This window comes from Streptomyces sp. NPDC041122, from assembly GCF_055592445.1.
This window is the reverse complement of the sequence record NZ_JBVIYQ010000009.1, coordinates 363228-386156: the sequence shown is the minus strand read 5'-3', so window position 1 is coordinate 386156 and position 22929 is coordinate 363228. Positions and strand designations below refer to the sequence as shown.

The 22929-nt window shown below is 74.0% G+C and carries 21 protein-coding genes; 13 read left to right on the top strand and 8 right to left on the bottom strand.

Translation table 11 applies throughout. The annotated features are described in order from the left end of the window. The first annotated feature begins 43 nt into the window (after window positions 1-43). The 5 genes from ACZ6B8_RS30795 to ACZ6B8_RS30775 are packed head-to-tail and all read left to right on the top strand — an operon-like array spanning window position 44 to window position 6641. The gene (locus ACZ6B8_RS30795) at window positions 44-1000 is read left to right on the top strand and encodes a cobalamin biosynthesis protein (RefSeq protein ID WP_471609330.1); all 957 of its coding nucleotides are present in this window, start codon (window positions 44-46) and stop codon (window positions 998-1000) included. Beyond that, on the top strand, window positions 997-2505 hold the full coding sequence (locus ACZ6B8_RS30790; protein WP_471609329.1) for a cobyric acid synthase: 1509 nt from the start codon (window positions 997-999) through the stop codon (window positions 2503-2505). The genes ACZ6B8_RS30795 and ACZ6B8_RS30790 overlap by 4 nt, the downstream gene beginning before the upstream one ends. A 34-nt stretch (window positions 2506-2539) precedes the next feature. Continuing rightward, window positions 2540-4618, top strand: a complete 2079-nt coding sequence (locus ACZ6B8_RS30785) for a putative cobaltochelatase (RefSeq protein ID WP_471609328.1) — start codon at window positions 2540-2542, stop codon at window positions 4616-4618. Next, the gene (gene cobO / locus ACZ6B8_RS30780; protein WP_471076163.1) at window positions 4618-5226 is read left to right on the top strand and encodes a cob(I)yrinic acid a,c-diamide adenosyltransferase; all 609 of its coding nucleotides are present in this window, start codon (window positions 4618-4620) and stop codon (window positions 5224-5226) included. The genes ACZ6B8_RS30785 and cobO overlap by 1 nt, the downstream gene beginning before the upstream one ends. Then, entirely contained in the window at window positions 5220-6641 is a 1422-nt protein-coding gene (locus tag ACZ6B8_RS30775; protein WP_471609327.1) for a cobyrinate a,c-diamide synthase, read from the top strand. The genes cobO and ACZ6B8_RS30775 overlap by 7 nt, the downstream gene beginning before the upstream one ends. Window positions 6642-6664: 23 nt before the next feature. On the opposite strand, the gene ACZ6B8_RS30770 is transcribed toward ACZ6B8_RS30775, so the two are convergent. Then, the gene (locus tag ACZ6B8_RS30770; RefSeq protein WP_471609326.1) at window positions 6665-7396 is read right to left on the bottom strand and encodes a ZIP family metal transporter; all 732 of its coding nucleotides are present in this window, start codon (window positions 7394-7396) and stop codon (window positions 6665-6667) included. Window positions 7397-7473: 77 nt separating this feature from the next. On the opposite strand from ACZ6B8_RS30770, the gene cobC reads away from it, so the two are divergent. Continuing rightward, the gene (gene cobC / locus ACZ6B8_RS30765; RefSeq protein WP_471609325.1) at window positions 7474-8958 is read left to right on the top strand and encodes an Rv2231c family pyridoxal phosphate-dependent protein CobC; all 1485 of its coding nucleotides are present in this window, start codon (window positions 7474-7476) and stop codon (window positions 8956-8958) included. Window positions 8959-9180: 222 nt separating this feature from the next. Here cobC and ACZ6B8_RS30760 read toward each other — a convergent pair whose 3' ends face one another. Together ACZ6B8_RS30760 and ACZ6B8_RS30755 are read right to left on the bottom strand one after the other, a co-directional pair. Continuing rightward, window positions 9181-10137 carry an SCO1860 family LAETG-anchored protein gene (locus tag ACZ6B8_RS30760; protein ID WP_471609372.1) on the bottom strand — a complete coding sequence of 319 codons (957 nt, stop codon included), beginning with the start codon at window positions 10135-10137 and terminating at the stop codon, window positions 9181-9183. A gap of 398 nt (window positions 10138-10535) precedes the next feature. Further along, on the bottom strand, window positions 10536-11633 hold the full coding sequence (locus tag ACZ6B8_RS30755) for an amidohydrolase family protein (protein ID WP_471609324.1): 1098 nt from the start codon (window positions 11631-11633) through the stop codon (window positions 10536-10538). Window positions 11634-11763: 130 nt separating this feature from the next. On the opposite strand from ACZ6B8_RS30755, the gene ACZ6B8_RS30750 reads away from it, so the two are divergent. From ACZ6B8_RS30750 to thpD, 6 genes are all read left to right on the top strand, one after another. Continuing rightward, entirely contained in the window at window positions 11764-12864 is a 1101-nt protein-coding gene (locus tag ACZ6B8_RS30750) for a pyridoxal-phosphate-dependent aminotransferase family protein (RefSeq protein ID WP_471076518.1), read from the top strand. Window positions 12865-13043: 179 nt separating this feature from the next. After that, a complete protein-coding gene (locus tag ACZ6B8_RS30745) occupies window positions 13044-13571 on the top strand; it encodes a DinB family protein (protein WP_471076148.1) in 528 nt (175 codons plus the stop codon). Between the two features lie 373 nt (window positions 13572-13944). After that, a complete protein-coding gene (gene ectA / locus ACZ6B8_RS30740) occupies window positions 13945-14496 on the top strand; it encodes a diaminobutyrate acetyltransferase (RefSeq protein ID WP_471076145.1) in 552 nt (183 codons plus the stop codon). An 83-nt stretch (window positions 14497-14579) separates the two neighbouring features. Next, window positions 14580-15851 carry a diaminobutyrate--2-oxoglutarate transaminase gene (gene ectB, locus ACZ6B8_RS30735; RefSeq protein WP_471076142.1) on the top strand — a complete coding sequence of 424 codons (1272 nt, stop codon included), beginning with the start codon at window positions 14580-14582 and terminating at the stop codon, window positions 15849-15851. Window positions 15852-15904: 53 nt separating this feature from the next. Beyond that, window positions 15905-16309 carry an ectoine synthase gene (locus ACZ6B8_RS30730; RefSeq protein ID WP_355818633.1) on the top strand — a complete coding sequence of 135 codons (405 nt, stop codon included), beginning with the start codon at window positions 15905-15907 and terminating at the stop codon, window positions 16307-16309. Between the two features lie 52 nt (window positions 16310-16361). Beyond that, window positions 16362-17261: an ectoine hydroxylase gene (thpD, locus tag ACZ6B8_RS30725; RefSeq protein WP_471076138.1), complete on the top strand. Its 900-nt coding sequence runs from the start codon at window positions 16362-16364 to the stop codon at window positions 17259-17261. 79 nt (window positions 17262-17340) lie between these two features. Here thpD and ACZ6B8_RS30720 read toward each other — a convergent pair whose 3' ends face one another. Next, window positions 17341-18402, bottom strand: a complete 1062-nt coding sequence (locus ACZ6B8_RS30720) for an alkene reductase (RefSeq protein WP_471609323.1) — start codon at window positions 18400-18402, stop codon at window positions 17341-17343. A 173-nt stretch (window positions 18403-18575) separates the two neighbouring features. Between ACZ6B8_RS30720 and ACZ6B8_RS30715 the strand changes: the two genes are divergently transcribed. Then, the gene (locus ACZ6B8_RS30715; protein WP_471609322.1) at window positions 18576-19097 is read left to right on the top strand and encodes a MarR family winged helix-turn-helix transcriptional regulator; all 522 of its coding nucleotides are present in this window, start codon (window positions 18576-18578) and stop codon (window positions 19095-19097) included. A gap of 140 nt (window positions 19098-19237) precedes the next feature. On the opposite strand, the gene ACZ6B8_RS30710 is transcribed toward ACZ6B8_RS30715, so the two are convergent. The 4 genes from ACZ6B8_RS30710 to ACZ6B8_RS30695 form a co-directional block, all read right to left on the bottom strand. After that, the gene (locus ACZ6B8_RS30710) at window positions 19238-20263 is read right to left on the bottom strand and encodes a zf-HC2 domain-containing protein (protein WP_471609321.1); all 1026 of its coding nucleotides are present in this window, start codon (window positions 20261-20263) and stop codon (window positions 19238-19240) included. Continuing rightward, window positions 20260-20814 carry an RNA polymerase sigma factor gene (locus tag ACZ6B8_RS30705; RefSeq protein ID WP_471609371.1) on the bottom strand — a complete coding sequence of 185 codons (555 nt, stop codon included), beginning with the start codon at window positions 20812-20814 and terminating at the stop codon, window positions 20260-20262. The genes ACZ6B8_RS30710 and ACZ6B8_RS30705 overlap by 4 nt, the downstream gene beginning before the upstream one ends. Window positions 20815-21076: 262 nt before the next feature. Continuing rightward, entirely contained in the window at window positions 21077-22150 is a 1074-nt protein-coding gene (locus ACZ6B8_RS30700) for an aminotransferase class V-fold PLP-dependent enzyme (protein ID WP_471609320.1), read from the bottom strand. A gap of 22 nt (window positions 22151-22172) precedes the next feature. Beyond that, on the bottom strand, window positions 22173-22898 hold the full coding sequence (locus tag ACZ6B8_RS30695) for a DsbA family oxidoreductase (protein ID WP_471609319.1): 726 nt from the start codon (window positions 22896-22898) through the stop codon (window positions 22173-22175). Window positions 22899-22929: the final 31 nt, after the last annotated feature.

Sequence of the window (22929 nt, the reverse complement as noted above, 5' to 3'; positions counted from 1 at the left end):
CTGAGTACGAGCTCGCTCCTCAGCGCGGCGACGGGCTGACCCCATGAGTGCCGACCGCGACTTCGCGTACGGCGCCGCCGCCGGCCTCCTCGGCGACCTGCTCCTCGGCGATCCCCGCCGGGGCCATCCGGTCGCCGCGTTCGGCCGTGCCGCGGCCGCCGTCGAGCGGACGCTCTGGCGCGACCACCGCGGCTGGGGCGCGCTGCACACCCTGGTGTGCGCCGGGGGCGCGACGGGCGCCGCCGTCCTCGCCACCACGCTCGTACGCCGCTCACGTGCCGGATCCGTGGCGCTGACCGCCGCCGCCACCTGGGCCGTCGTCGGCGGCACCTCGCTCGGCCGGGAGGCGCGGGCCGTCGGCGGGGCGCTGGCGGCCGGCGACCTCGAGGTCGCGCGGGAGCGGCTGCCGCATCTGTGCGGGCGGGACCCGCAGGCGCTGGATGCGGACGGCATCGCCCGGGCCGTGGTGGAGTCCGTCGCCGAGAACACCTCCGACGCGGTGGTCGGGGCCCTCGTATGGGGCGCCCTCGCCGGGGTGCCCGGCCTGGTCGCTTTCCGGGCCGTGAACACGCTCGACGCGATGGTGGGGCACAAGTCGGCCCGCCACCGGCGGTACGGATGGGCCTCCGCCCGGCTCGACGACGTCTTCGGGTGGCCGGGGGCGCGGCTGACCGCGGGGCTCGCGGCGCTCGCCGGGGACGCGCCGCGAGGGGCCCTGCGCGCCTGGCGCGCGGACGCCGGCAAGCACCCGAGCCCGAACGCCGGACCCGTCGAGGCGGCCTTCGCCGGGGCGTTGGGCGTCCGGCTCGGGGGGACGCTCTCGTACGGCGGGCGGATCGAGCACCGGCCGGTGCTGAACGGGGAGGGGCGCGAGGTGCGGGTGGCCGACATCGACCGGGCCGCGAAGCTGTCCCGGCGCGTCGGGCTGCTCGCCCTGGGAACGGTGGTGGGCGCCCGCTGGGCGCTGCGGTCGGCGAGGTCGGGGAGAGGGAAAGCATGAGCGGTGGACTGCTGGTCGCCGGGACCACATCGGACGCCGGGAAGAGCGTCGTCACCGCCGGTATCTGCCGGTGGCTGACCCGCAAGGGCGTGTCCGTCGCGCCGTTCAAGGCGCAGAACATGTCCCTCAACTCCTTCGTCACCCGCGAGGGCGCCGAGATCGGGCGGGCGCAGGCCATGCAGGCGCAGGCCGCCCGTGTCGAGCCGAGCGCGCTGATGAACCCCGTCCTGCTCAAGCCGGGCAGTGACCGCTCCAGCCAGGTCGTCCTGATGGGCAGGCCCGTGGGCGAGATGAGTGCGCGTGGCTACCACGGCGGGCGCCAGGCGCAGCTGCTCGACACCGTCGTGGGCTGCCTGGAGGAGCTGCGCGGCACGTACGACGCCGTCATCTGCGAGGGAGCGGGCAGCCCCGCGGAGATCAACCTCAGGCGCACCGACATCGTGAACATGGGCATCGCGCGCGCCGCCCGCTTCCCCGTCCTGGTGGTCGGCGACATCGACCGGGGCGGGGTGTTCGCCTCGTTCTTCGGCACGACCGCGCTGCTGAGCCCGGCCGACCAGGAGCTCGTCGCGGGCTATCTGGTGAACAAGTTCCGCGGGGACGTCTCCCTCCTCGCACCGGGGCTGGACATGCTGCTCGGCCTCACCGGGCGGCGCACCTTCGGGGTGCTGCCGTTCCAGCACGGGCTCGGCATCGACGAGGAGGACGGTCTTCGGGTCTCCCTGCGGGGCGCCGTCCGGGAGTCCGTGGTCGCCCCGCCGGCCGGCGAGGACGTGCTGCGGGTCGCGGTGTGCGCCGTGCCGCTGATGTCCAACTTCACGGACGTGGACGCGCTGGCCGCCGAGCCGGGCGTCGTCGTGCGGTTCGTGGACCGGGCCGAGGAGCTCGTCGACGCCGACCTCGTCGTCGTACCGGGCACCCGCGGGACCGTGCGGGCGCTGGCCTGGCTGCGCGAGCGCGGCCTCGCGGACGCCCTCGCCCGCCGCGCCGCCGAGGGCCGTCCGGTGCTCGGCATCTGCGGCGGCTTCCAGGTCCTCGGCGAGCACATCGAGGACGACGTGGAGTCGCGGGCCGGGTCCGTGGACGGGCTCGGGCTGCTGCCCGTACGGGTGCGGTTCGCGCGCGAGAAGACGCTCGCGCGGCCGGTGGGCGAGGCCCTCGGCGAGCCCGTCGAGGGGTACGAGATCCACCACGGGGTCGCCGAGGTCCTGGACGGCGAGCCGTTCCTGGACGGCTGCCGGGTCGGCGAGGTGTGGGGCACGCACTGGCACGGGTCGCTGGAGAGCGACGCGTTCCGGCGCCGGTTCCTCACCGAGGTCGCCCGGGCCGCGGGGCGCCGCTTCGTGCCCGCGCCCGACACCAGCTTCGCGACCCTGCGCGAGGAACAGCTGGACCTGCTCGGCGATCTGATCGAAGAACACGCGGACACCGACGGCCTGTTGGACCTGATCGAGAACGGCGCGCCGCCCGGGCTGCCGTTCATCGCGCCCGGAGCGCCGTCATGAGCGCCGCCACGCACCACCGCATCAAGGAGGCCCTGTGACCACCCCCTATCCGTTCACCGCCCTCGTCGGCCAGGACGACCTGCGGCTCGCGCTCCTGCTGAACGCCGTATCGCCCGCCGTGGGCGGTGTGCTCGTGCGGGGGGAGAAGGGCACCGCCAAGTCCACCGCCGTGCGCGCGCTCTCGGCGCTGCTGCCGGAGGTGCCGGTCGTCGCCGGGTGCCGTTTCTCGTGCGATCCGGTGGCCCCGGACCCGAACTGCCCGGACGGCCCGCACGAGTCGGGCGGCGCCACGGCGCGCCCCGCCCGGATGGTCGAGCTGCCGGTCGGCGCGTCCGAGGACCGCCTCGTCGGCGCCCTGGACATCGAACGGGCCCTCGCCGAGGGCGTGAAGGCCTTCGAGCCGGGCCTGCTCGCCGACGCGCACCGCGGGATCCTGTACGTCGACGAGGTCAACCTCCTCCACGACCACCTGGTCGACCTGCTCCTGGACGCGGCCGCGATGGGTGCCTCGTACGTGGAGCGCGAGGGCGTGTCCGTGCGGCACGCCGCCCGTTTCCTGCTCGTCGGCACGATGAACCCCGAAGAGGGCGAACTGCGGCCGCAGTTGCTGGACCGCTTCGGGCTCACCGTCGAGGTGGCCGCCTCCCGCGAGACCGACCAGCGCGTCGAGGTGGTGCGGCGGCGCCTGGCGTACGACGACGACCCCGAGGGCTTCGCCGGCCGCTGGCGCGAGGACGAGTCCGCGCTGCGGGACCGGGTCGTGGCGGCCCGCGCGCTGCTCCCCCGGGTGACCCTGGGCGACGGGGCGCTGCGGCAGATCGCGGCGACCTGCGCGGCGTTCGAGGTCGACGGCATGCGCGCGGACATCGTGATGGCGCGCACGGCGACGGCGCTGGCCGCCTGGGCGGGCCGCACCGACGTGCTGAGCGAGGACGTGCGGCAGGCCGCGCTGCTGGCGCTGCCGCACCGCAGGCGCCGCAACCCCTTCGACGCGCCGGGCCTCGACGAGGACAAGCTCGACGAGACGCTGGAGGAGGCACGCGAGGACGAGGAGCCAGAGCCTCCGGAGGGTGGCGACGACCCCGACGGCGGTGGTCCTGACGGCGGTGGCGGTCAGCCGCCGGCCGACGGGCCCGAGAGCCCCGGCGGCCCCGAGGGTTCCGAATCCCCCGCCCCCGAGCTGCCCGCGCAGAACCAGGGCCGGGACTCCGAGGAGCCGGCCGCCCCGCAGGAGCCCGCCCCGGCCCCGGGCGGCGCCTCGGCCGAGCAGCGGGCCGTACGGTCCGCCGAGCCGTTCCGTACGAAGATGCTGAGCGTGCCCGGCATCGGCGAGGGCGCGGCCGGGCGGCGCTCGCGGGCCCGCACCGAGCACGGCCGCACGACGGGCTCGCGCCGCCCCCGAGGCGCCCTGACCAAGCTGCACCTCGCGGCGACGGTGCAGGCCGCCGCCCCGCACCAGAAGGCCCGCGGACGCTCGGGGCCCGGTCTCGTCGTACGCCGTGACGATCTGCGCCAGGCGACGCGCGAGGGCCGCGAGGGCAACCTCGTGCTGTTCGTCGTGGACGCCTCCGGGTCGATGGCGGCGCGGCAGCGGATGAGCGCCGTCAAGGGCGCCGTGCTCTCGCTCCTCCTCGACGCCTATCAGCGGCGCGACAAGGTGGGGCTCGTGACGTTCCGGGGCCAGGACGCCGAGGTGGCGCTGCCGCCGACGTCCTCGGTCGACGCGGCCGCGGCCCGTCTGGAGACCCTGCCGACGGGCGGCCGGACGCCGCTGGCGGCGGGCCTGCTGAAGGCGCACGACGTGCTGCGGGTCGAGCGGTTGCGGGACGCGGCGCGCCGGCCGCTGGTGGTCGTGGTGACGGACGGGCGCGCCACCGGAGGGGTCGATCCGGTGGCCCGTGCGGGCCGCGCGGCGCGGCTGTTCGCTGCCGACTCGGTCGCCTCGGTGGTCGTCGACTGCGAGTCGGGGTACGTGCGTCTGGGCCTCGCGGGCCAGTTGGCGGACGAGCTCGGCGGGACGGCCGTGACCCTGGATGAGCTGCGGGCGGACTCCATCGCCGGCCTCGTCAAGGACGTACAGACCATGAACTCGCCTTCGAGGAGGGCCGCTTAATGCCGCAGGGACAGCCGAGCGTCGTGCCGGACGACGGGCTCACGACGCGCCAGCGCCGCAACCGTCCGCTGGTGTTCGTGCACACGGGCATCGGCAAGGGCAAGTCGACGGCCGCGTTCGGGCTCGCGCTGCGGGCCTGGAATCAGGGGTGGCCGATCGGCGTCTTCCAGTTCGTGAAGTCGGCGAAGTGGAAGGTCGGCGAGGAGAACGCGCTGAAGGTCCTCGGCGCCTCCGGCGAGGGCGGCACGGTCGCCTGGCACAAGATGGGCGAGGGCTGGTCGTGGATCCAGCGCGCCCCCGCCGAGGGCGAGCCGACCAACGAGGACAAGGCGCGCGAGGGCTGGGAGCAGGTCAAGCGGGACCTCGCCGACGAGACGTACAAGCTGTACGTGCTCGACGAGTTCGCCTATCCGATGCACTGGGGCTGGATCGACGTCGAGGAGGTCGTCCAGGTCCTGCGCGACCGCCCCGGCACCCAGCACGTGGTGATCACCGGCCGCAACGCGCCGCGGCAGCTGATCGACTTCGCCGACCTGGTCACCGACATGTCCAAGGTCAAGCACCCGATGGACGCGGGCCAGAAGGGCCAGAGGGGCATCGAGTGGTAGCTCGCCTCGTCGTCGCGGCGCCGTCGTCGGGCAGCGGCAAGACGACCGTCGCGACGGGCCTGATGGCCGCGTTCGCTGCGGCCGGGCTCGCCGTCTCCCCGCACAAGGTGGGGCCCGACTACATCGACCCCGGCTACCACGCGCTCGCGACGGGCCGCCCCGGGCGGAACCTCGACGCGTATCTGTGCGGGCCCGACCTGATCGCGCCGCTGTTCGCGCACGGGTCGGCCGGCTGCGATCTGGCCGTGGTCGAGGGCGTGATGGGGATGTACGACGGGGCCGCCGGGCAGGGCGAGCTGGCCTCCACGGCCCAGGTGGCGAAGCTGCTGCGGGCGCCGGTCGTGCTGGTCGTCGACGCCTCGTCGCAGTCGCGGTCGGTGGCGGCGCTGGTGCACGGCTTCGCGTCCTTCGACCCCGAGGTGCGGATCGCCGGGGTGATCCTCAACAAGGTCGGCTCGGACCGGCACGAGATGCTGGTGCGGGACGCCCTGGACGAGTCGGGCGTGCCGGTGCTCGGCGTGCTGCGCCGAGCACCCCAAGTGGGCACTCCGTCCCGGCACTTGGGCCTGGTGCCGGTCGCCGAGCGGCAGCCGGAGGCGGTGGAGTCGGTCGCCGCGCTGGCCGCGCAGGTACGGGACGGGTGCGACCTGGACGCGCTTCTCGCGCTGGCGCGCAGCGCGCCGTCCCTGCGGGGCGAGTCCTGGGACCCCTCGACGGGGCTCGGGGAGTCACCGGCTTCGCCGGGTTCGTCCTCAAACGCCGGACGGGCTGGATACTCCCCGGGACGGACCGCATACACCCCGGCCGGGCCGGAGAAGCCCGTCGTCGCCGTCGCCGGTGGGGCCGCGTTCACCTTCTCCTACGCCGAACACGCGGAGCTGCTGCGGGCCGCCGGAGCCGAGGTCGTCACCTTCGACCCGCTCCGCGACGAACAACTCCCCGAGGGGACCGCCGGGCTGGTCATCGGGGGCGGGTTCCCCGAGGTGTACGCGCCGGAGCTGTCCGCCAACGAGCGGCTGAGGAAGGCCGTGGCCGAACTCGCGCGCTCCGGGGCGCCGGTGGCCGCCGAGTGCGCGGGGCTGCTCTACCTCTCCCGCGAGCTGGACGGGAAGCCGATGTGCGGGGTGCTCGACGCCGACGCGCGGATGTCGGAGCGGCTGACGCTCGGATACCGGGAGGCGGTCGCGGTGTCGGACAGCGTGCTCGCGGTGGCGGGGACCCGGATGCGGGGCCACGAGTTCCACCGCACGGTCGTGGAGCCCGGGGCGGGGGCCGCGCCCGCCTGGGGCCTGCACGTGCCCGAGCGGCGCGTGGAGGGCTTCGTCCAGCACCACGTGCACGCCAGCTATCTGCACACGCACTGGGCCGCGGAGCCGGGCATCGCGCGCCGGTTCGTCGGGAGCTGCGCGCCGTGACCGTACGCGCCGCTCGCGGCGGCTCAGCCCGCGAGGCCCACCACCAGCCAGATGAACGCCGCGCCCGCCACCGTGCACAGGAGCGTCGAGCGGGCCGGGTGGTCGTGGTGCGCCTCGGGCAGGATCTCGGCCGCCGCGAGGTAGAGCAGCGCGCCGCCGAAGAAGCCCAGATAGCCGCCGAGCAGTCGCTCCGGGATGGTGAGGAGCAGCGTCGAGGCGGCGCCCACGATCGGGGCCGCCGCGTCCGCGAACAGCATGGCGAGCGCCTTGCGGCGGGCGTTCCCGTACAGGCTGGTGATCGTGTACGTGTTGAAGCCGTCCGCGAAGTCGTGGGCGACGACGGCCAGCGCCACGGCGACGCCCATGCCGCCGCCCACCTGGAAGGCGGCGCCGATCGCGACGCCGTCCATGACGCTGTGCCCGACCATCGCGGCGGCGGCCGAGAGCCCCACCTCGGGGACCCGCTCATGCCCGTGCCCGTCGGCGCCGTGGGCGGCCTGCCGGCCGGCCAGCAGACGTTCCACCAGATGGGCGACGAGGAAGCCGGCGACGAACAGGAGCAGGGCGGCCGGTACGCCGAAGACGAGGCCGCCCGCGGCGTCCAGCGCCTCCGGCAGCAGATCGAGGCCGACGACGCCGAGCATCAGGCCACCGGCGAGACCCAGCACGAGATGGCGCCGGTCGGTGACCCGCTGGGCCGTCCAGCCGCCCACCAGGGTCATGAGAAAGGCGCCGAGCGCCACGAGCACCGCCATGGGCCCTTGCTATCCGATTGACCCCGCGCCCCGCACATCCGCCACTCCCCCGCTCCCGTACGAAAGGACCTTCCCCCATGGACAGGGCTGCCGGTACCGGTGCCGGACAGGTGACACATCCGGACGCCGACGTCGTCCTCGTCGTCGGCGTCGGCGCCTGTGAGGACGCTCCGGTGGAGGAGGTGCTCGGCCTGGTCAGGGCGGCGCTCCGGGAGGCCGGCCGGGGCGAGGAGACGGTCGCCGAGCTGGCGACGGTCGACGTGAAGGGCGAGGAGCCGGCGATCGTCCGCGCCGCCGCCGCGCTCGGGGTGCCGCTCGTGACGTACCCGGCGCGCGAGCTGGCGGACGTGACGGTGCCGAACCCGTCCGCGCGGTCGCGCGCCGCAGTGGGCACGCCGTCGGTGGCGGAGGCGGCTGCGCTGCGCGGCGGGGGCGAACTGGTCGTCCCCAAGCGCAAGTCGGCGCCCGCGGGCCGCCCGCCGATGGCGACGTGCGCGGTGGCGGCCCGCCCCCGCCGGGCCGCCCCCGACCTGCGCCACCACGGTGACGCGGAGGTACGGGACGACGGCGCCGCCCTCACCGATCTGGCGGTCAACGTACGTTCCGACACGCCCCCGGCGTGGCTGAAGGAGGTGATCGCCGCCTCCCTGGACGGTCTCGCGGCCTACCCGGACGGCCGCGCGGCGCGCGAGGCGGTGGCGGCCCACCACGGTCTGCCCGCCGACCGCGTGCTGCTGACGTCCGGAGCGGCGGAGGCCTTCGTCCTGCTCGCCCGCGCCCTGAAGGTCCATCACCCTTACGTGGTGCACCCGCAGTTCACGGAGCCGGAGGCGGCGCTGCGGGACGCGGGGCACGAGGTGGGGCGGGTGCTGCTGCGGGAGGAGGACGGCTTCCGGCTGGATCCGGCCACGGTGCCGGAGGAGGCCGACCTGGTGGTCGTCGGCAATCCGACGAATCCGACCTCCGTCCTGCACCCGGCGGCGTCCCTCGCCGAACTGGCGCGCCCCGGGCGGGCCTTGGTGGTGGACGAGGCGTTCATGGACGCGGTGCCGGGTGAGCGGGAGGCGCTGGCGGGCCGCACCGACGTGCCCGGTCTGATCGTGCTGCGCAGCCTCACGAAGACGTGGGGCCTGGCGGGCCTGCGGATCGGCTACGTCCTCGCCGCGCCGGAGACGATCGCGGCCCTCGCGCGGGCGCAGCCGCTGTGGCCGGTGTCGTCGCCCGCGCTGGCGGCGGCGCGGGCCTGCGTGAGTCCGCGGGCCCTGGCGGAGGCGGGCCACGCGGCACACCGCGTGGCGGCGGACCGCGCCCATCTCCTCGCGGGCCTCGCGGAGTTGTCCCCCGCGGGGGTCCGCGCGGTGGGCCCAGCGGAGGGCCCTTTCGTCCTAATACGGATCCCGGGGGCGGCCGGGGTGCGGGAGCGGCTCCGGGGGCGGGGGTTCGCGGTGCGGCGCGGCGACACGTTTCCTGGCCTGGGGCCTGACTGGGTCCGGGTTGCCGTCCGGGACCGGGCGACGTCGGACGCGTTCCTCGCTGCGCTGCGGGCGACGGTCAGCCCCTGACGGGGCGGGGTCGGGGGCCCCGGGTGGGGGTGGGGAGCCCGGGCGGGGGCGGGGGTGGGGTGGGACTCCTCCCCTGACTCCCCCGACAGGCCCGAACAGCCCCGCCGCTCCGCGGCGGATGTTCCCCACCCACCCGTTTACCCCGCAGCGCAGGGTTGGAGTAGGGGCGGGTGGGCGCCCACCCCAACCGATCGCCCCCCCCAGGCGCCCCCGCCAGCAACCTCAGGAGCGCCTCCTCCGCGCCGCCATCACCGCCCCACCCCCCGCCACCATCAGCACCACGGCCCCGCCCGCCACATACGGCGTCAGCGAACTACCGCCCGTCTCCGCCAAGTTGGCTTCCCGCGCCGGCGCCGGCTCGGCCGGCTTCGCCGGCTTCGCCGGCCCCTCCGGCTCTCCCTGCGGCTTCGGCTCCGTACGGACCCCCACCGGCACCTCACACCCCGCCCCGGCCAACGTCACCGTCCCCGTCACCTCCGCCACGTTCAGCTTCAGAGGGTTCACGTTCACCGTCAGCTCCAGCGCCGACGCCGCCGCCGTACGCGACGTCGTCCGCGTCCTCGACAGTTCGAGCCGCACCTCACCGACCCCCGGCACCTTCACCTCCGTCGTCCCGTGGGCGGTCAGCGTGACCTTCTTGCCGAGCACCGTCACCCCGCCCAGCAGATTCGATTCGGCGACCGGCCGCTTGCCCGCCGTGCAGACCGCCTTGGAGGTCACCTGCTCGACCTCGACGAGGGAGAGCAACGGCAGCCCCGGCACATGGACCCGGGCCCGCGCGATGTTGCTGTACCCCTCCGCCGTGCCACCCCGCACCGTCGCCTTCGCCGTGGCCACGTCCGCCCGCAGGACGCTGAACGGACGCCCGCCGTCCACCCCGTCGAGCCGGGCGGTCAGCGCGGTCTTGTGCGCGTCGGCGGGGGCCTGCACCTCGTTCAGGGCGACCTTGAGCGGGACGTTCACGGTCTTGTTGAGCAGGGAGACGTTCAGTCCGGTGCGCAGGACGACGGCGTCGGCCCGCCCGCCCCGGTGACCGGTGTCGCCGCCCGTGGCGCCCGCGGGCCCCGCCCCGGCGAGCGTCACGGGCCCGGCGACGAGCGCGGTGGCGGCGGCGACCACGGAGAGGCGGCGCACGGACGTACGGAAGGCGTTGCCGTTCGGGAAGGTGCGCGCGGGCATGCCGAAGGTGTTGCTGTTCAAGGTGGTGGAACCCCCACAGGAGATACGGGCCACCGGCGGCGCACGCCGCAGGGGACAGCGCGTGCGCGACGGCCGATGGCGTCGTCCCCCATCGACGGGGGGCGACGCGGGAATCTTTACGCACCGAGAGTGAACGGTCAGCAACCTGACGTGAGTTCACTCCAAAGGGAGGTTTCCGCCCGCGCATTCGAATCTCCCGGCACACGCGTTCCCTCGCGCCACCCGAGCAACCGTCCTCCCGCGCACGGCGGTTGACGCACGCTCCCCGCGGGCCGGTTCCAACGAGCCGCACCCCGCTCCCGTCACGCCCGGGTCAACACCCGGCCAACGCCCAGGTCAACCGCCGAACTCGGAGGCCGGCCGGCGGCCGGTGAACCTCACCCCACCACGCGCCCGTTCAGCACGACCCGCCGCGGCGCCGCCAGCACCCGCACGTCCTCCCGGGGATCCGCCCCGTACACCACGAGGTCCGCCGGCGCGCCCTCGGCGAGACCGGGGCGCCCCAGCCACTCCCGCGCGCCCCACGTGGTCGCCGAGAGCGCGTCCACCGCGGGGATCCCCGCGCGGGTCAGCTCGACGATCTCCGCGGCCACCAGACCGTGCGCGAGGGAGCCGCCCGCGTCGGTGCCGGCGAACACGGGGACGCCGGCGTCGTAGGCGGAGCGCACGGTGTCGTAGCGGCGCGCGTGCAGCCGGCGCATGTGGTCCGACCAGCGGGGGAACTTCTTCTCGCCGCCCGCCGCCAGATCCGGGAAGGTCGCGATGTTCACCAGGGTCGGCACGATCGCCACACCGCGTTCGGCGAAGAGCGGGATCGTGTCGTCCGTCAGCCCCGTGGCGTGCTCGACGCAGTCGATGCCCGCCTCGACGAGATCGCGCAGCGAGTCCTCGGCGAAGCAGTGGGCCGTCACGCGGGCGCCCAGGCGATGGGCCTCGGCGATGGCCTCCCGTACCGCGTCGCGGGGCCAGCACGGCGTCAGGTCGCCGACCTCGCGGTCGATCCAGTCGCCGACGAGCTTGACCCAGCCGTCGCCCCGCCGCGCCTCCTGGGCGACGTACGCCACCAGGTCGTCGGGCTCGATCTCGTGGGCGTAGTTGCGGATGTAGCGGCGCGTGCGCGCGATGTGGCGGCCCGCCCGAATGATCTTGGGCAGGTCCTCGCGGTCGTCGATCCAGCGGGTGTCGGAGGGCGAGCCCGCGTCGCGCAGCAGCAGCGCGCCGATCTCGCGGTCGGTCAGGGCCTGCTTCTCGGCGGTGGCGGCGTCGACGGGGCCGTGCGCGTCCAGGCCGACGTGGCAGTGCGCGTCGACCAGGCCGGGCAGCGCCCAGCCCTGGACGGTCCGGACGTCGGCGGCAGCCGTCCCGGCCGGGCGGTCGTACGTCACCCGCCCGCCGACCACCCACAGTTCGTCCCGTACGTCCTCGGGCCCGACGAGCACCCGCCCCTTCACGTGCAGCACCGCGTGATCGCTCATGGCAGCAGCTTAGGAGGCACCCGAAACGCCCGGCACGGGGCCGGTCGGTGCGTACGGGACCGGTCGGTACGCTCGGTACCGCAGCCCGAACGAACTCGTGAGCGAAGTGAGCAGTGACGTGAGCAGTACTGTGACGCACCCCTTTCTGGACCTGGCGCCGCTGAGCGCCCAGCACTTCGCCGCCATCGAGGCGCGGGTGGCCCGGCTGCTCGGCACCGGGCAGGACGTCGTGATCATGCAGGGCGAGGCCCTGCTGCCCCTGGAGGGATGCATCCGGGGCGTGGCACGGCCGGGCACCACCGCGCTGAACGTGATCACCGGGCCGTACGGCCAGACCTTCGGCAACTGGCTGCGGGACTGCGGCGCGACCGTCGTCGACCTCGCCGTGCCCTTCCACACCGCCGTCACCGCCGAGCAGGTGCGCGAGGCCCTCGCCGAGCACCCGGAGATCGACTTCGTCTCACTGGTGCACGCCGAGGCGGCCACCGGCAACACCAACCCCGTCGCGGAGATCGGCGAGGTCGTCCGGGCGCACGGGGCGCTGTTCATGCTGGACGCCGTCGCCTCGGTGGCCGCCGAGCCGCTGCTGCCGGACGCGTGGGGCGTGGACCTGTGCGTGATCGGCGCGCAGAAGGCGATGGGCGGGCCCGCGGGCGTCTCCGCGGTCTCCGTCAGCGAGCGGGCCTGGCAGCGCATCGCCGCCAACCCCCAGGCGCCGCGCCGCTCCTACCTCTCCCTCCTGGACTGGAAGGAGCGCTGGATCGACGGCGGCCGGAAGGCGCTGCTGCACGCGCCCGCCCAGCTGGAGATGCTGGCGCTCGAGGCGTGTGTGGAGCGGATCGAGTCGGAGGGCCTCGACGCCCTGATGGCGCGGCACGCCACCGCCGCGGTCGCCACCCGCGCGGGCGCGCTGGCGCTGGGCGGGGGCCTGGAGCCGTACGTGCACGAGGCCGTGGACGCGGCGCCGGTCGCCACCACGCTGCGGACGCCCCCGGGCGTCGACGCCGCGGAGCTGGTGGCCAGGGCGCTCGCCGCGGACCCGGTGCTTCCGCTGGTGGCGGGCGGCGGGGCGCTGGCCTCCGAGATGATCCGGGTCAACCACTACGGCCCGGACGCGACCCGCGGCGTGGTGCACGCCTGCGTCGCCGCCCTCGGCGCCGCGATGGGCGAGGCCGGTCTCGCGGTCGACCTGGAAGGGGCCCGGCGCGCGGTGACGGACGCCTGGGACTGAGCGGAGCGGAACGCCGACGCCCCGGGCCGGTGAGGTCCGGGGCCCGCAGGCGTACCGGGGCGGGGCCGGGTACGCCTACCGGCACGGACCTTCGCGTCCGGGCCCGGCACGGGACGCCGACGGGCCCGGCCCGGACGAAATGGCTGCGCCCGTCCGCCTCGCGTGGCACCGTGCCTGTCATGACCACACTTCCGGACGGCCGCCACATCCCGCCCCTCACCGCCGACGAGTCGACGATGCTGGCGAGCTGGCTCGACCTGCACCGGGCCACCCTGGCGGTGAAGTGCGCCGGGCTCGACGACGAGCAGGCGCTGCGCACGCCCGTCGAGCCGTCCTCGCTGTCGCTGTTCGGACTCGTGCAGCACCTCGCCGAGGTGGAGCGGAACTGGATCCAGCGGATCTTCGACCGGCGGGACGTGCCGATGATCTACGAGGGTCCGCCCGGCGGCTTCACCGTGGACCGGTCGAGGACGTTCGCCCAGGTGCTCGCGGTGTGGGAGAGCGAGGTCGCCGTGAACCGGGAGATCTGCGCGGGCCGCGCGCCGGACGAGACGGGCCGGCTCACCGCCGCCGAGGCCGCCATCACGGGCGGCGAGTCCGAGGTCAGTCTGCGCTGGATCCTGATCCATCTGATCGAGGAGTACGCCCGGCACAACGGCCACGCGGATCTTCTGCGGGAACGCGTCGACGGGGTGACGGGATCGTGAATCGGGCGCGCCGGAACGTCTTTTGGGCGCGCCTGACAAGCACTCTCCGAGCACCGTCAGCCAATTCATCCGCGCATTCTCACGAATTCTTTATCAACACAGCTTCCCGTATTCTTCTGCCCGCTTCTCCCGGGCCTAAACACTAAGATTTCAACAGGACCAATCGCCATAATCCGGACGCCCCCCTCGGGAGTTACGGCCATGTGACGTACTCCACACCAGGTCCGTTTCGCGAAGAATTACCGGGTCAAAGTCGGGCATAGCGCCGATCGTTCATGCGGGCGCGCATGCTCGCGCGATAACACATCGGACGCCTTGGCGTAACCCCTTTCCCCGATGCAATTCCAGAAATTGCTCGGTAAATTCAATCGGCATGACCGCTGCACAAGCCGATCTACCGACCGACCTGCAGGCGAAATTCCTGGAAATGCCTGAGGGGCTGCGCCTTGACAGCCCCGCTGTCGCCGACGGCGCCGCCATCTGGCGTATCGCCCGCGACTCCAAGGTGCTGGACCTCAACTCTTCGTACAGCTACCTGCTGTGGTGCCGCGACTTCGCGGCGACCTCGGTGGTGGCCCGTGGCGCCGACGGCGAGCCGGCCGGTTTCATCACCGGCTACATCCGCCCCGAGCGCCCGGACACCCTGCTGGTCTGGCAGGTGGCCGTCGACCACGAACAGCGCGGACGCGGGCTGGCCGGCGCACTGCTCGACGGACTGACCGCGAAGGTCTCCGCCGAGCGTGCGCTGACCACGGTCGAGACGACCATCACGCCCGGGAACACCGCTTCCGAGCGGCTGTTCCTCTCCTACGCGCGCCGCCACGGCGCGACAGTCGAGCGGAAGATCCTCTTCGACGCGGGTCTTTTCCCTGATGACGGGCATGAGCCAGAGGTGCTCTACCGCATCGGTCCGATCGGGCACTGAGCCGATCAGCCCCTGAACGTCGCTCCCCCCGCACGTCCGCAACCCCCCACTTCCACGCCTTTCCATCTCCCAGGAGATTCGCTGTGACCATCACCCAGCCCGACCTGAGCGTCTTCGAGACCCTGGAGTCGGAGGTGCGCAGCTACTGCCGCGGTTGGCCTACGGTCTTCGACCGCGCGCAGGGCAGCCGCATGTTCGACGAGGACGGCCACGAGTACCTCGACTTCTTCGCCGGTGCCGGTTCGCTCAACTACGGCCACAACAACCCGGTCCTGAAACGCGCGCTGATCGACTACCTGGAGCGCGACGGCGTCGTGCACGGCCTGGACATGTCGACGTCCGCCAAGCGCGCCTTCCTGGAGTCGTTCCAGAACATCATCCTGCGCCCGCGTGACCTCCCGTACAAGGTCATGTTCCCGGGCCCGACGGGCACCAACGCGGTCGAGGCCGCGCTGAAGCTCGCCCGCAAGGTCAAGGGCCGTGAGTCGATCGTGTCGTTCACGAACGCCTTCCACGGCATGTCGCTCGGCTCCCTCGCGGTGACCGGCAACGCCTTCAAGCGGGCGGGCGCCGGCATCCCGCTGGTGCACGGCACCCCGATGCCGTTCGACAACTACCTGGACGGGCAGACCCCCGACTTCATCTGGTTCGAGCGCCTCCTGGAGGACCAGGGCTCCGGCCTCAACCAGCCCGCCGCCGTGATCGTCGAGACGGTGCAGGGCGAGGGCGGCATCAACGTCGCCCGCGCCGAGTGGCTGCGCAAGCTCGCCGACGTCTGCGAGCGCTGGGACATGCTCCTGATCGTCGACGACATCCAGATGGGCTGCGGCCGCACCGGCGCGTTCTTCTCCTTCGAGGAGGCGGGCATCACGCCGGACATCGTCACCGTGTCGAAGTCCATCAGCGGCTACGGCATGCCGATGTCGCTGTGCATGTTCAAGCCGGAGCTCGACGTCTGGGAGCCGGGCGAGCACAACGGCACGTTCCGCGGCAACAACCCGGCGTTCGTGACGGCCGCCGCCGCCCTCGAGACCTACTGGTCCGACGGTTCGGCGATGGAGAAGCAGACCCGCGCCCGCGGCGAGCAGGTCGAGCAGGCGCTGGCCGCGATCGTCGAGGAGAACCGCGGCGACATCAAGGAGTTCCGCGGCCGCGGCCTGGTCTGGGGCATGGAGTTCCTGGACAAGGACCGGGCGGGCGCCGTGGCGAAGCGGGCCTTCGAACTGGGCCTGCTGATCGAGACCTCCGGCCCCGAGGGTGAGGTCGTCAAGCTGCTTCCGGCGCTGACCATCACCCCCGAGGAGCTGGACGAGGGGCTGCGCACGCTGGCCCGTGCGGTCCGCGAGACCGCCTGAGCGGCGATCCACCCGAGCCCCCGGCACCGTAAGAGAAAAGGAACCAACTCACCGTGATCGTCCGTTCGTTCAAGGACATTGAAGGCACCGACCGCCATGTGAAGGCCGCGTCGGGCACCTGGGAGAGCAAGCGCATCGTCCTCGCCAAGGAGCGTGTCGGCTTCTCGCTGCACGAGACGATCCTGTACGCGGGTACGGAGACGTCGATGTGGTACGCGAACCACATCGAGGCCGTCGTCTGCACCAAGGGCGAGGCCGAACTGACCGACGACACGACCGGCGAGAAGTACACCATCACGCCGGGCACCATGTACCTGCTCGACGGGCACGAGAAGCACACCATGCGGATCAAGGAAGACTTCCACTGCCTGTGCGTCTTCAACCCGCCCGTCACGGGCCGCGAGGACCACGACGAGAACGGCGTGTACCCGCTGCTCACGGAGCCGGACGCGGGCTGACCCGCGACTACATCCCGAACAGGGCCGTACGAGAGGAGAGGCAGGCAACACCATGACCACCGCACCCGAACGCACCAGTGACCTGTACCCGACCCGAGGCGCCGAAGAGGTCCTCATCGAGCGCAAGGACCCCGTCGTGTGGTCCGAGCCGGGTGCGGCCGGGCCGATCACGGCCGGGGATCTGGCCGGGTTCGAGCGGGACGGTTTCCTGGCGATCGACCAGTTGATCACCCCGGACGAAGTGAGCGTGTACCACGCCGAGTTGGACCGGCTCATCAACGATCCGACCATGCGCGCGGACGACCGTTCCATCGTCGAGCCGCGCTCCCAGGAGATCCGGTCGATCTTCGAGGTGCACAAGATCAGCGAGCTCTTCGGCAGGCTCGCCGCCGACCCCCGGGTCGTCGGCAGGGCGCGGCAGATCCTGGGCTCGGACGTCTACGTCCACCAGTCCCGGATCAACGTGAAGCCGGGCTTCGGTGCCTCCGGGTTCTACTGGCACTCGGACTTCGAGACCTGGCACGCGGAGGACGGCCTGCCGAACATGCGGACCGTGTCGGTGTCCATCGCGCTGACGAAGAACCACGACACCAACGGCGGTCTCATGATCATGCCGGGGTCGCACAAGACGTTCCTCGGCTGCGCGGGCGCCACGCCGAAGGACAACTACAAGCGGTCGCTGCAGATGCAGGACGCGGGCATCCCGTCCGACGAGACGCTCACGCACCTCGCCTCCGACCACGGCATCCGCCTGTTCACGGGCGAGGCCGGCTCGGCGACCTGGTTCGACTGCAACGCCATGCACGGCTCGGGCGACAACATCACCCCGTACCCGCGCAGCAACGTCTTCATCGTGTTCAACAGCGTGGAGAACACGGCGGTGGAGCCGTTCGCGGCGCCGGTGCGCCGGCCCGAGTACATCGGGGCGCGGGACTTCACCCCGGTCAGGTGAGACAGCGCGGACTACGGAGCCGGCCCGGCACCCCGGAAGGGTGCCGGGCCGGCTCCGTGTTGCTGCGGGTTCGCCCCGGTCACAGCGGCAGGTAGTCGGTGTAGCCCTTCTCGGTGCCGCCGTAGTAGGTCGCCCGGTCCGGCGTGTTGTACGGGCCCCGGCCGCGCAGCCGGGCCGGCAGGTCCGGGTTGGCGAGGAACAGCGCGCCGAACGTGATGATGTCCGCGGTGCCGTCCTCCACGAGGGCGAGCGCGTCGTGGCCGGTGGGCCCGTCCGTGTGCGGGTTGAGGACGAGGGTGCCGCCGAACTCCTCCCGCAGCCGTACGGTCAGCTCGCGGACCTCGCCCACCTCCATGACGTGCAGATACGCGAGGCCGAGCGCGCCCAGCTCGCGGGCGAGCGCGGTGTAGGCCGGCTCGGGGTCGGGCTCGGAGATGTCGTTGGCGGTGTTGCCGGGCGAGAGGCGGAAACCGGTGCGGTCGGCGCCGATCTCGGCGGCGACGGCCGCGGCCACCTCGACGGCGAAGCGGATGCGGTTCTCGGCCGTGCCGCCCCAGGCGTCGGTGCGTCGGTTGGAGCCGGGCGCGAGGAACTGGTGGATCAGATAGCCGTTGGCGCCGTGCATCTCGACGCCGTCGAAGCCCGCGTCGACGGCGGCCCGCGCGGCGGCGGCGAAGTCGGCGACGGTGGCGCGGATCTCGGCGTCGGTCAGCTCACGCGGGGTGACGAAGTCCTTGAGGCCCTCGGCCGTGTAGACCTGCCCCCGCGCGGCGACGGCCGAGGGGGCGACGTTGACCAGCCCGTCGGGCAGCAGCACGGGGTGGCCGACCCGGCCCGCGTGCATGAGCTGGGCGAAGATCGTGCCGCCCGCCGCGTGCACGGCGTCGGTGACCTTGCGCCAGCCGGCTATCTGCTCGGCGCTGTGCAGGCCCGGGGTGTCGGGGTAACCCTGGCCGACCACAGAAGGCTGGATGCCCTCGGTGACGATCAGGCCGGCCGAGGCGCGCTGCGCGTAGTACTCGGCCGTCAGCTCCGTGGGGACACCGCCGGCACCGGCGCGGCTGCGGGTCATGGGGGCCATGGCGATGCGGTTGCGGAGGCGGCGGCCGGACAGGTCGATCGGATCGAACGCGGTGCTCATCAGGATCTCCCGGACTGGTTTATATGGTCGGCCAATGAATCGGCCGGGAGCCACTGTAGCCCATTCCTTGGCCGACCAAGGTAATGTTTCCGAAGACGTCTCCGGCGGGACGTCCGGTGGCCGCGCGCGGGAGCCGGACCCGGCCGCCGGGACAGCGACGACAGGAGCTGGTGATGAAGGCCGACACCGTGCGGGCCCCCGCGGGCGACCCCGTCTGTACCCCCGGGGCGGCGGGGGTAGCCGCGGCGGGCCCCGTCAGCCTCGCCGTCAGCCGGGTGGCCCGGCTGCACCGCATCGCCGCGGGCAAGGCCCTGAAGGGACTCGGCCTCTACCCCGGCCAGGAGTTCGTGATGATGCACCTGTGGGAGGCCGGCGCGGTGCGCCAGTCCGAACTGATCAGGGCGGTCGGCCTCGACCCGTCGACGGTGACGAAGATGCTGCAGCGCCTGGAGCAGGCGGGACATGTGCGGCGTCGCCCCGACCCGGCGGACCGGCGGGCGGTGCTCGTCGAGGCCAGCGCGGCGAGCTGCGGGCTGCTGGCCGAGGTGGAGCGCACGTGGGCCGAACTGGAGGGCCACACCCTGGCCGGCCTGGACGAGAGGGAACGCGACGACCTCACGCGGCTCCTCGCCAAGGTGGAGACGAGCCTCCGCGCGGAGACGGCGGACTGCCCGGAGCGCCGGGGCGAGGCCTGACCTCGACGCTCCTGAGCGCGGCGCTCACCGGCGGGCGCGTAGGGGGCACGGCGTCCACCGGTGCCCCCGTGACGCGGGGCACGGCGACCGCCGACAGCCCCTCCTCGCGGTGCGGGCCCGCCGGGACGGGCCTCCCCCGGTCACACCAGTGATGCCGCCCGGGACAGCAGGCGTCGGGCGGACGTGGTGTCGCCGGCCGTGCCGCGCGGGACGCGGTCCGGGGCGCGGCGGCCGGCCACGAGGAGGCAGAAGTCGACGGGTTCCAGGACGAGTTCGGCCCGTACCGGGTCCGCCGAGCTACCCAGCACCCACACCGTCTCGCCGCCCTCCCCGGCGACGGTGAGCGCGACCGGCGGCGCCTGCGGGCCGAGCGCGGGACCGAGCAGGCGGACGCCGAGGCGGACGAGCTGCCACAGGTGCGGGGCGGGTGGCGGGGGCACGGTCCTGCCGAGCGCGGCGCCGATGCCGTCGGCGTGCGCCCAGGTGTCCAGGGCGCGCGCCAGGAAGTGGTCGGCGACGGGCAGCCGCACTCCGCCGAGCACCGTGGCGCGGGCGGCGCGCTCGGTGTCGTGGGCGGCCCGGGTGGAGAGCAGTCCGGCGGCCTGGACGCGCCAGGTGGAGACGGTCTGGGCGGGCGTACGGGCCCGCTCCCGCCGGACCACCTCACGGGTGCGGGCCTCGCGCACCGCGCGCCAGGGCGCTCCGTCCGGCGCGTGGGAGACGGCGGCACGCGAGCGCGGGGCGGGCGCGAGATGGCGGGCGAGGGGTTCGTCGGCGGCGATCAGCCGGGCGACCGTGTCGTGCACGGTGCGGCCGTGCCCGACCGGCGCGTCCCAGGGCCCGTACCCGTCCAACTCCGCGAGCAGCACCTGGAGTCCGGCGACCGCGGCGGCGTAGGGCGCGGCGTGCGGGGCGGTGCGCAGGGCGGGGGCGCGGCTGCGCAGGGCCAGCGAGAGACCGTGCGCCGCGGAGGTCGCGCCCGGCGCGGGGTCCGGTACGGCGGGCCCGTCCAGGTGCCGCACCGCGGCCCGCAGCCGCTCGGCCTCGGCGGCGCAGGGCGCACAGCCCGCGAGGTGAGCGGCGATGGCGGCCGCGTCGCCCGGCAGGAGGGCGTCCACGGCCCGGGCGCCGAGCAGTGCGCGTACCGCTGCGTGGCCGCTCGTCATGGGTGCTCATTTCGCGGGGCGGGGTCGGCGAGGGTCTCGGCCAGCGCGCTCAGGGCCGCACCCAGGCGGGCCCGCGCGGTGGCCTCGGGGATGCCGAGCTCGGCGGCGGCCTGCCGGTAGGTGCGGCCGGCGAAGTGGGCGAGATGGACCATCTGCTGCTGGGGCAGCGGGAGTCGGGCGAGGGCGGAGTGCAGGAGCAGGGAGCGTTCCTGTTCCGGGCTCGCCGCGTCCGCCCCCTGCGCCTGCCCCTGCGCCGGGGCCGCGCGCGGGGCGGTCTCGTCGGTGACGCGCTTGTGGTGCCGTTCCTCGCCGCGCACCCAGTCCACGGCGCGGTGGTGGGCGCGGAGCGAGAGCCAGACACGCAGGCTGCCCTCGCGGGCGTCGAAGGCGTAGGGCCTGCTCCAGAGGAGGGCGAAGACCTCTCGCGCCACCTCGTCGGCGGCGGTCCGGTCCCGGGTGACGCGCAGCGCGACGGCGCGGACGAGCAGGCCGTACGCGGTGTGGGCCGCGGCGAGCGCCGCCTCCTCGCCGTGGACGAGGCGCCGGTGCAGGTCCGCGTCGGCGGGCGCGGTGACGGCGGCGGACGGTACGGGGGCGGACGGTACGACGGCGGACGGTACGGCGGGTCGGGCCCGCGGCCCCGCCGAGTCCGGCTGCTCGAAGGGCGGCCCCTCGAAGGACGGCTCCACCGGCACCACCCCCTCGCGCGGACCACCGTGTGAGGCCCCTCGTCCGGGCCACCTCGTACGGGCCGCGCCGCGCAGACCACCCCGTGCTGCAAGCGTGGCGTTTCACGGCCCGCCGCGCCAGGGTTCAGCCGGAGAGGACATCCAGGAGCCGGTCCACATCCGCCTCCGTGTTGTACAGGTGGAACGCCGCCCTCAGATGTCCCGCGCGTGCCGAGACGAGGACGCCGGCCCGGGCCAGCTCGGGGGCGCGGTCGGCGAGCCCGGGCACCGAGACGATGGGGGCGTCGCCCGGCACCGGCGCGTGGCCGAGCCCGGCGAGTCCGGCGCGGTAACGGGCGGCGAGCGCTGTGTCGTGCGCGTGGATCGCGTCCACCCCGCACTCCTCGACGAGCGAGAGCGCCGCGGCGGCGCCGTGGTAGGCGAGGAAGGCGGTGGGTTCGTCGAACCGGCGCGCGTCCGGGGCGAGTTCGGTGAGCGGACCGTAGGTGGAGTGCCAGGTGTCGGCCGCCGCGAGCCAGCCGCCGTGCAGCGGCAGCAGATCCTCCTGCGCCGCTTCGCGGACGGTGAGGAACGACGTGCCGCGCGGGCACATGAGCCATTTGAAGGCGCCGGTCAGGGTGTAGTCGTAGGCGCCCGCGTCGAGGGGCAGCCAGCCCACCGCCTGGGTCGCGTCGAGCAGGGTGCGGGCGCCGTGGGCGGCCGCCGCGGCGCGGACGGCGGCGAGGTCGGCGGTCCGGCCGTCGGCCGACTGGACGGCCGAGAGCGAGACGAGCGTGGTGGCCGGGGCGACGGCCGCGGCCAGCTCCTCCAGCGGCGCGTACCGCATCTTGAGGTCGCCGCGCAGCACGAAGGGGTTCACGATGGAGGCGAACTCCCCCTCGGCCGCGAGGACTTCGGCGCCCGCGGGCAGCGAGGCGGCGATCAGCCCCGCGTGCACGGCGACGGAGGTGCCGACGGCGACGCGCCCCGGCGCCACGCCGACGAGCCGGGCGAAGGCGGCCCGGGCCGCGTCGACGACCTCGAAGTCGCCCGCGCCGCCCGGCCGCCCGTCGCCGTTCTCGGCCACGAGCGTGCGCACCGCTTCGACGGCGCGCCGGGGCAGCAGCCCGCAGACGGCGGTGTTGAGGTAGGTCGAGGTGGGAGCGAATTCGATGCCGAGGTCGGCGGTGCCGCGGTGGTTGATCCCCATGGACTCCATGGGGATCAACCTAAAGGGCCGCTCAGCCCCGCGGAACCGCGCATCCGTCGGGACCGCACGCCTCGCCGCCGTCGCCGTCGGCGGTGGTGGCGAGGGTGGTGAGGGGCGCGCGCTCGCCCCACGCCTGCTCCAGCGCCTGGGTGAAGACCTCGGCGGGCTGGGCGCCGGAGATCCCGTACTTGCGGTCGAGGACGAAGAACGGCACGCCGTTCGCGCCGAGCTCGGCGGCCTCGCGCTCGTCGGCGCGGACGTCGTCGGCGTACCGGTCGGGGTCGGCGAGGACGGCCCGCACCTCGCCGGCGTCGAGTCCCGCCTCGACGGCGAGCTCCACGACGCGCGTGTCGTCGGCGAAGACGGACCGCTCCTCGGCGAAGTTGGCGCGGTAGAGCAGCCCGATCAGCTCGTCCTGCCTGCCCCGCTCCTTGGCGAGGTGCAGCAGGCGGTGCATGTCGAAGGTGTTGCCGTGGTCGCGGCCCTCGGTCAGGTAGTCGAGGCCCTCGGCGGCGGCGTTCTCACCGAGCCTGCGCTCGCCCTCGCGGGCCTGCTCCTCGCTCATCCCGTACTTCCGCATGAGCATCGGCAGCACGAGCCCGGTGTCCCCCTTGGCCCGGCCGGGGTCCAGCTCGAAGGAGCGGTGCACGACCTCGACGCCGTCACGGTGCGGGAAGGCGGCGAGCGCCTTCTCGAAGCGGGCCTTGCCCACGTAGCACCAGGGGCAGGCGATGTCGCTCCAGATCTCGACGCGCATGTGTGTGGCTCTCTTCAGGTCGTACGTCAGG

Bases quoted from the DNA above. Each gene is read 5' to 3' on its own strand.
- ACZ6B8_RS30760 (WP_471609372.1), bottom strand. From the start codon at position 10,137: ATGCCCGCGCGCACCTTCCCGAACGGCAACGCCTTCCGTACGTCCGTG.
- ACZ6B8_RS30700 (WP_471609320.1), bottom strand. From the start codon at position 22,150: ATGGAGTCCATGGGGATCAACCACCGCGGCACCGCCGACCTCGGCATC.
- ACZ6B8_RS30745 (WP_471076148.1), top strand. From the start codon at position 13,044: ATGACCACACTTCCGGACGGCCGCCACATCCCGCCCCTCACCGCCGAC.
- cobO (WP_471076163.1), top strand. From the start codon at position 4,618: ATGCCGCAGGGACAGCCGAGCGTCGTGCCGGACGACGGGCTCACGACG.
- ACZ6B8_RS30720 (WP_471609323.1), bottom strand. From the start codon at position 18,402: ATGAGCACCGCGTTCGATCCGATCGACCTGTCCGGCCGCCGCCTCCGC.
- ACZ6B8_RS30795 (WP_471609330.1), top strand. From the start codon at position 44: ATGAGTGCCGACCGCGACTTCGCGTACGGCGCCGCCGCCGGCCTCCTC.
- thpD (WP_471076138.1), top strand. From the start codon at position 16,362: ATGACCACCGCACCCGAACGCACCAGTGACCTGTACCCGACCCGAGGC.
- ACZ6B8_RS30710 (WP_471609321.1), bottom strand. From the start codon at position 20,263: ATGACGAGCGGCCACGCAGCGGTACGCGCACTGCTCGGCGCCCGGGCC.
- cobC (WP_471609325.1), top strand. From the start codon at position 7,474: ATGGACAGGGCTGCCGGTACCGGTGCCGGACAGGTGACACATCCGGAC.
- ACZ6B8_RS30755 (WP_471609324.1), bottom strand. From the start codon at position 11,633: ATGAGCGATCACGCGGTGCTGCACGTGAAGGGGCGGGTGCTCGTCGGG.
- ACZ6B8_RS30695 (WP_471609319.1), bottom strand. From the start codon at position 22,898: ATGCGCGTCGAGATCTGGAGCGACATCGCCTGCCCCTGGTGCTACGTG.
- ectA (WP_471076145.1), top strand. From the start codon at position 13,945: ATGACCGCTGCACAAGCCGATCTACCGACCGACCTGCAGGCGAAATTC.
- ACZ6B8_RS30790 (WP_471609329.1), top strand. From the start codon at position 997: ATGAGCGGTGGACTGCTGGTCGCCGGGACCACATCGGACGCCGGGAAG.
- ACZ6B8_RS30715 (WP_471609322.1), top strand. From the start codon at position 18,576: ATGAAGGCCGACACCGTGCGGGCCCCCGCGGGCGACCCCGTCTGTACC.
- ACZ6B8_RS30770 (WP_471609326.1), bottom strand. From the start codon at position 7,396: ATGGCGGTGCTCGTGGCGCTCGGCGCCTTTCTCATGACCCTGGTGGGC.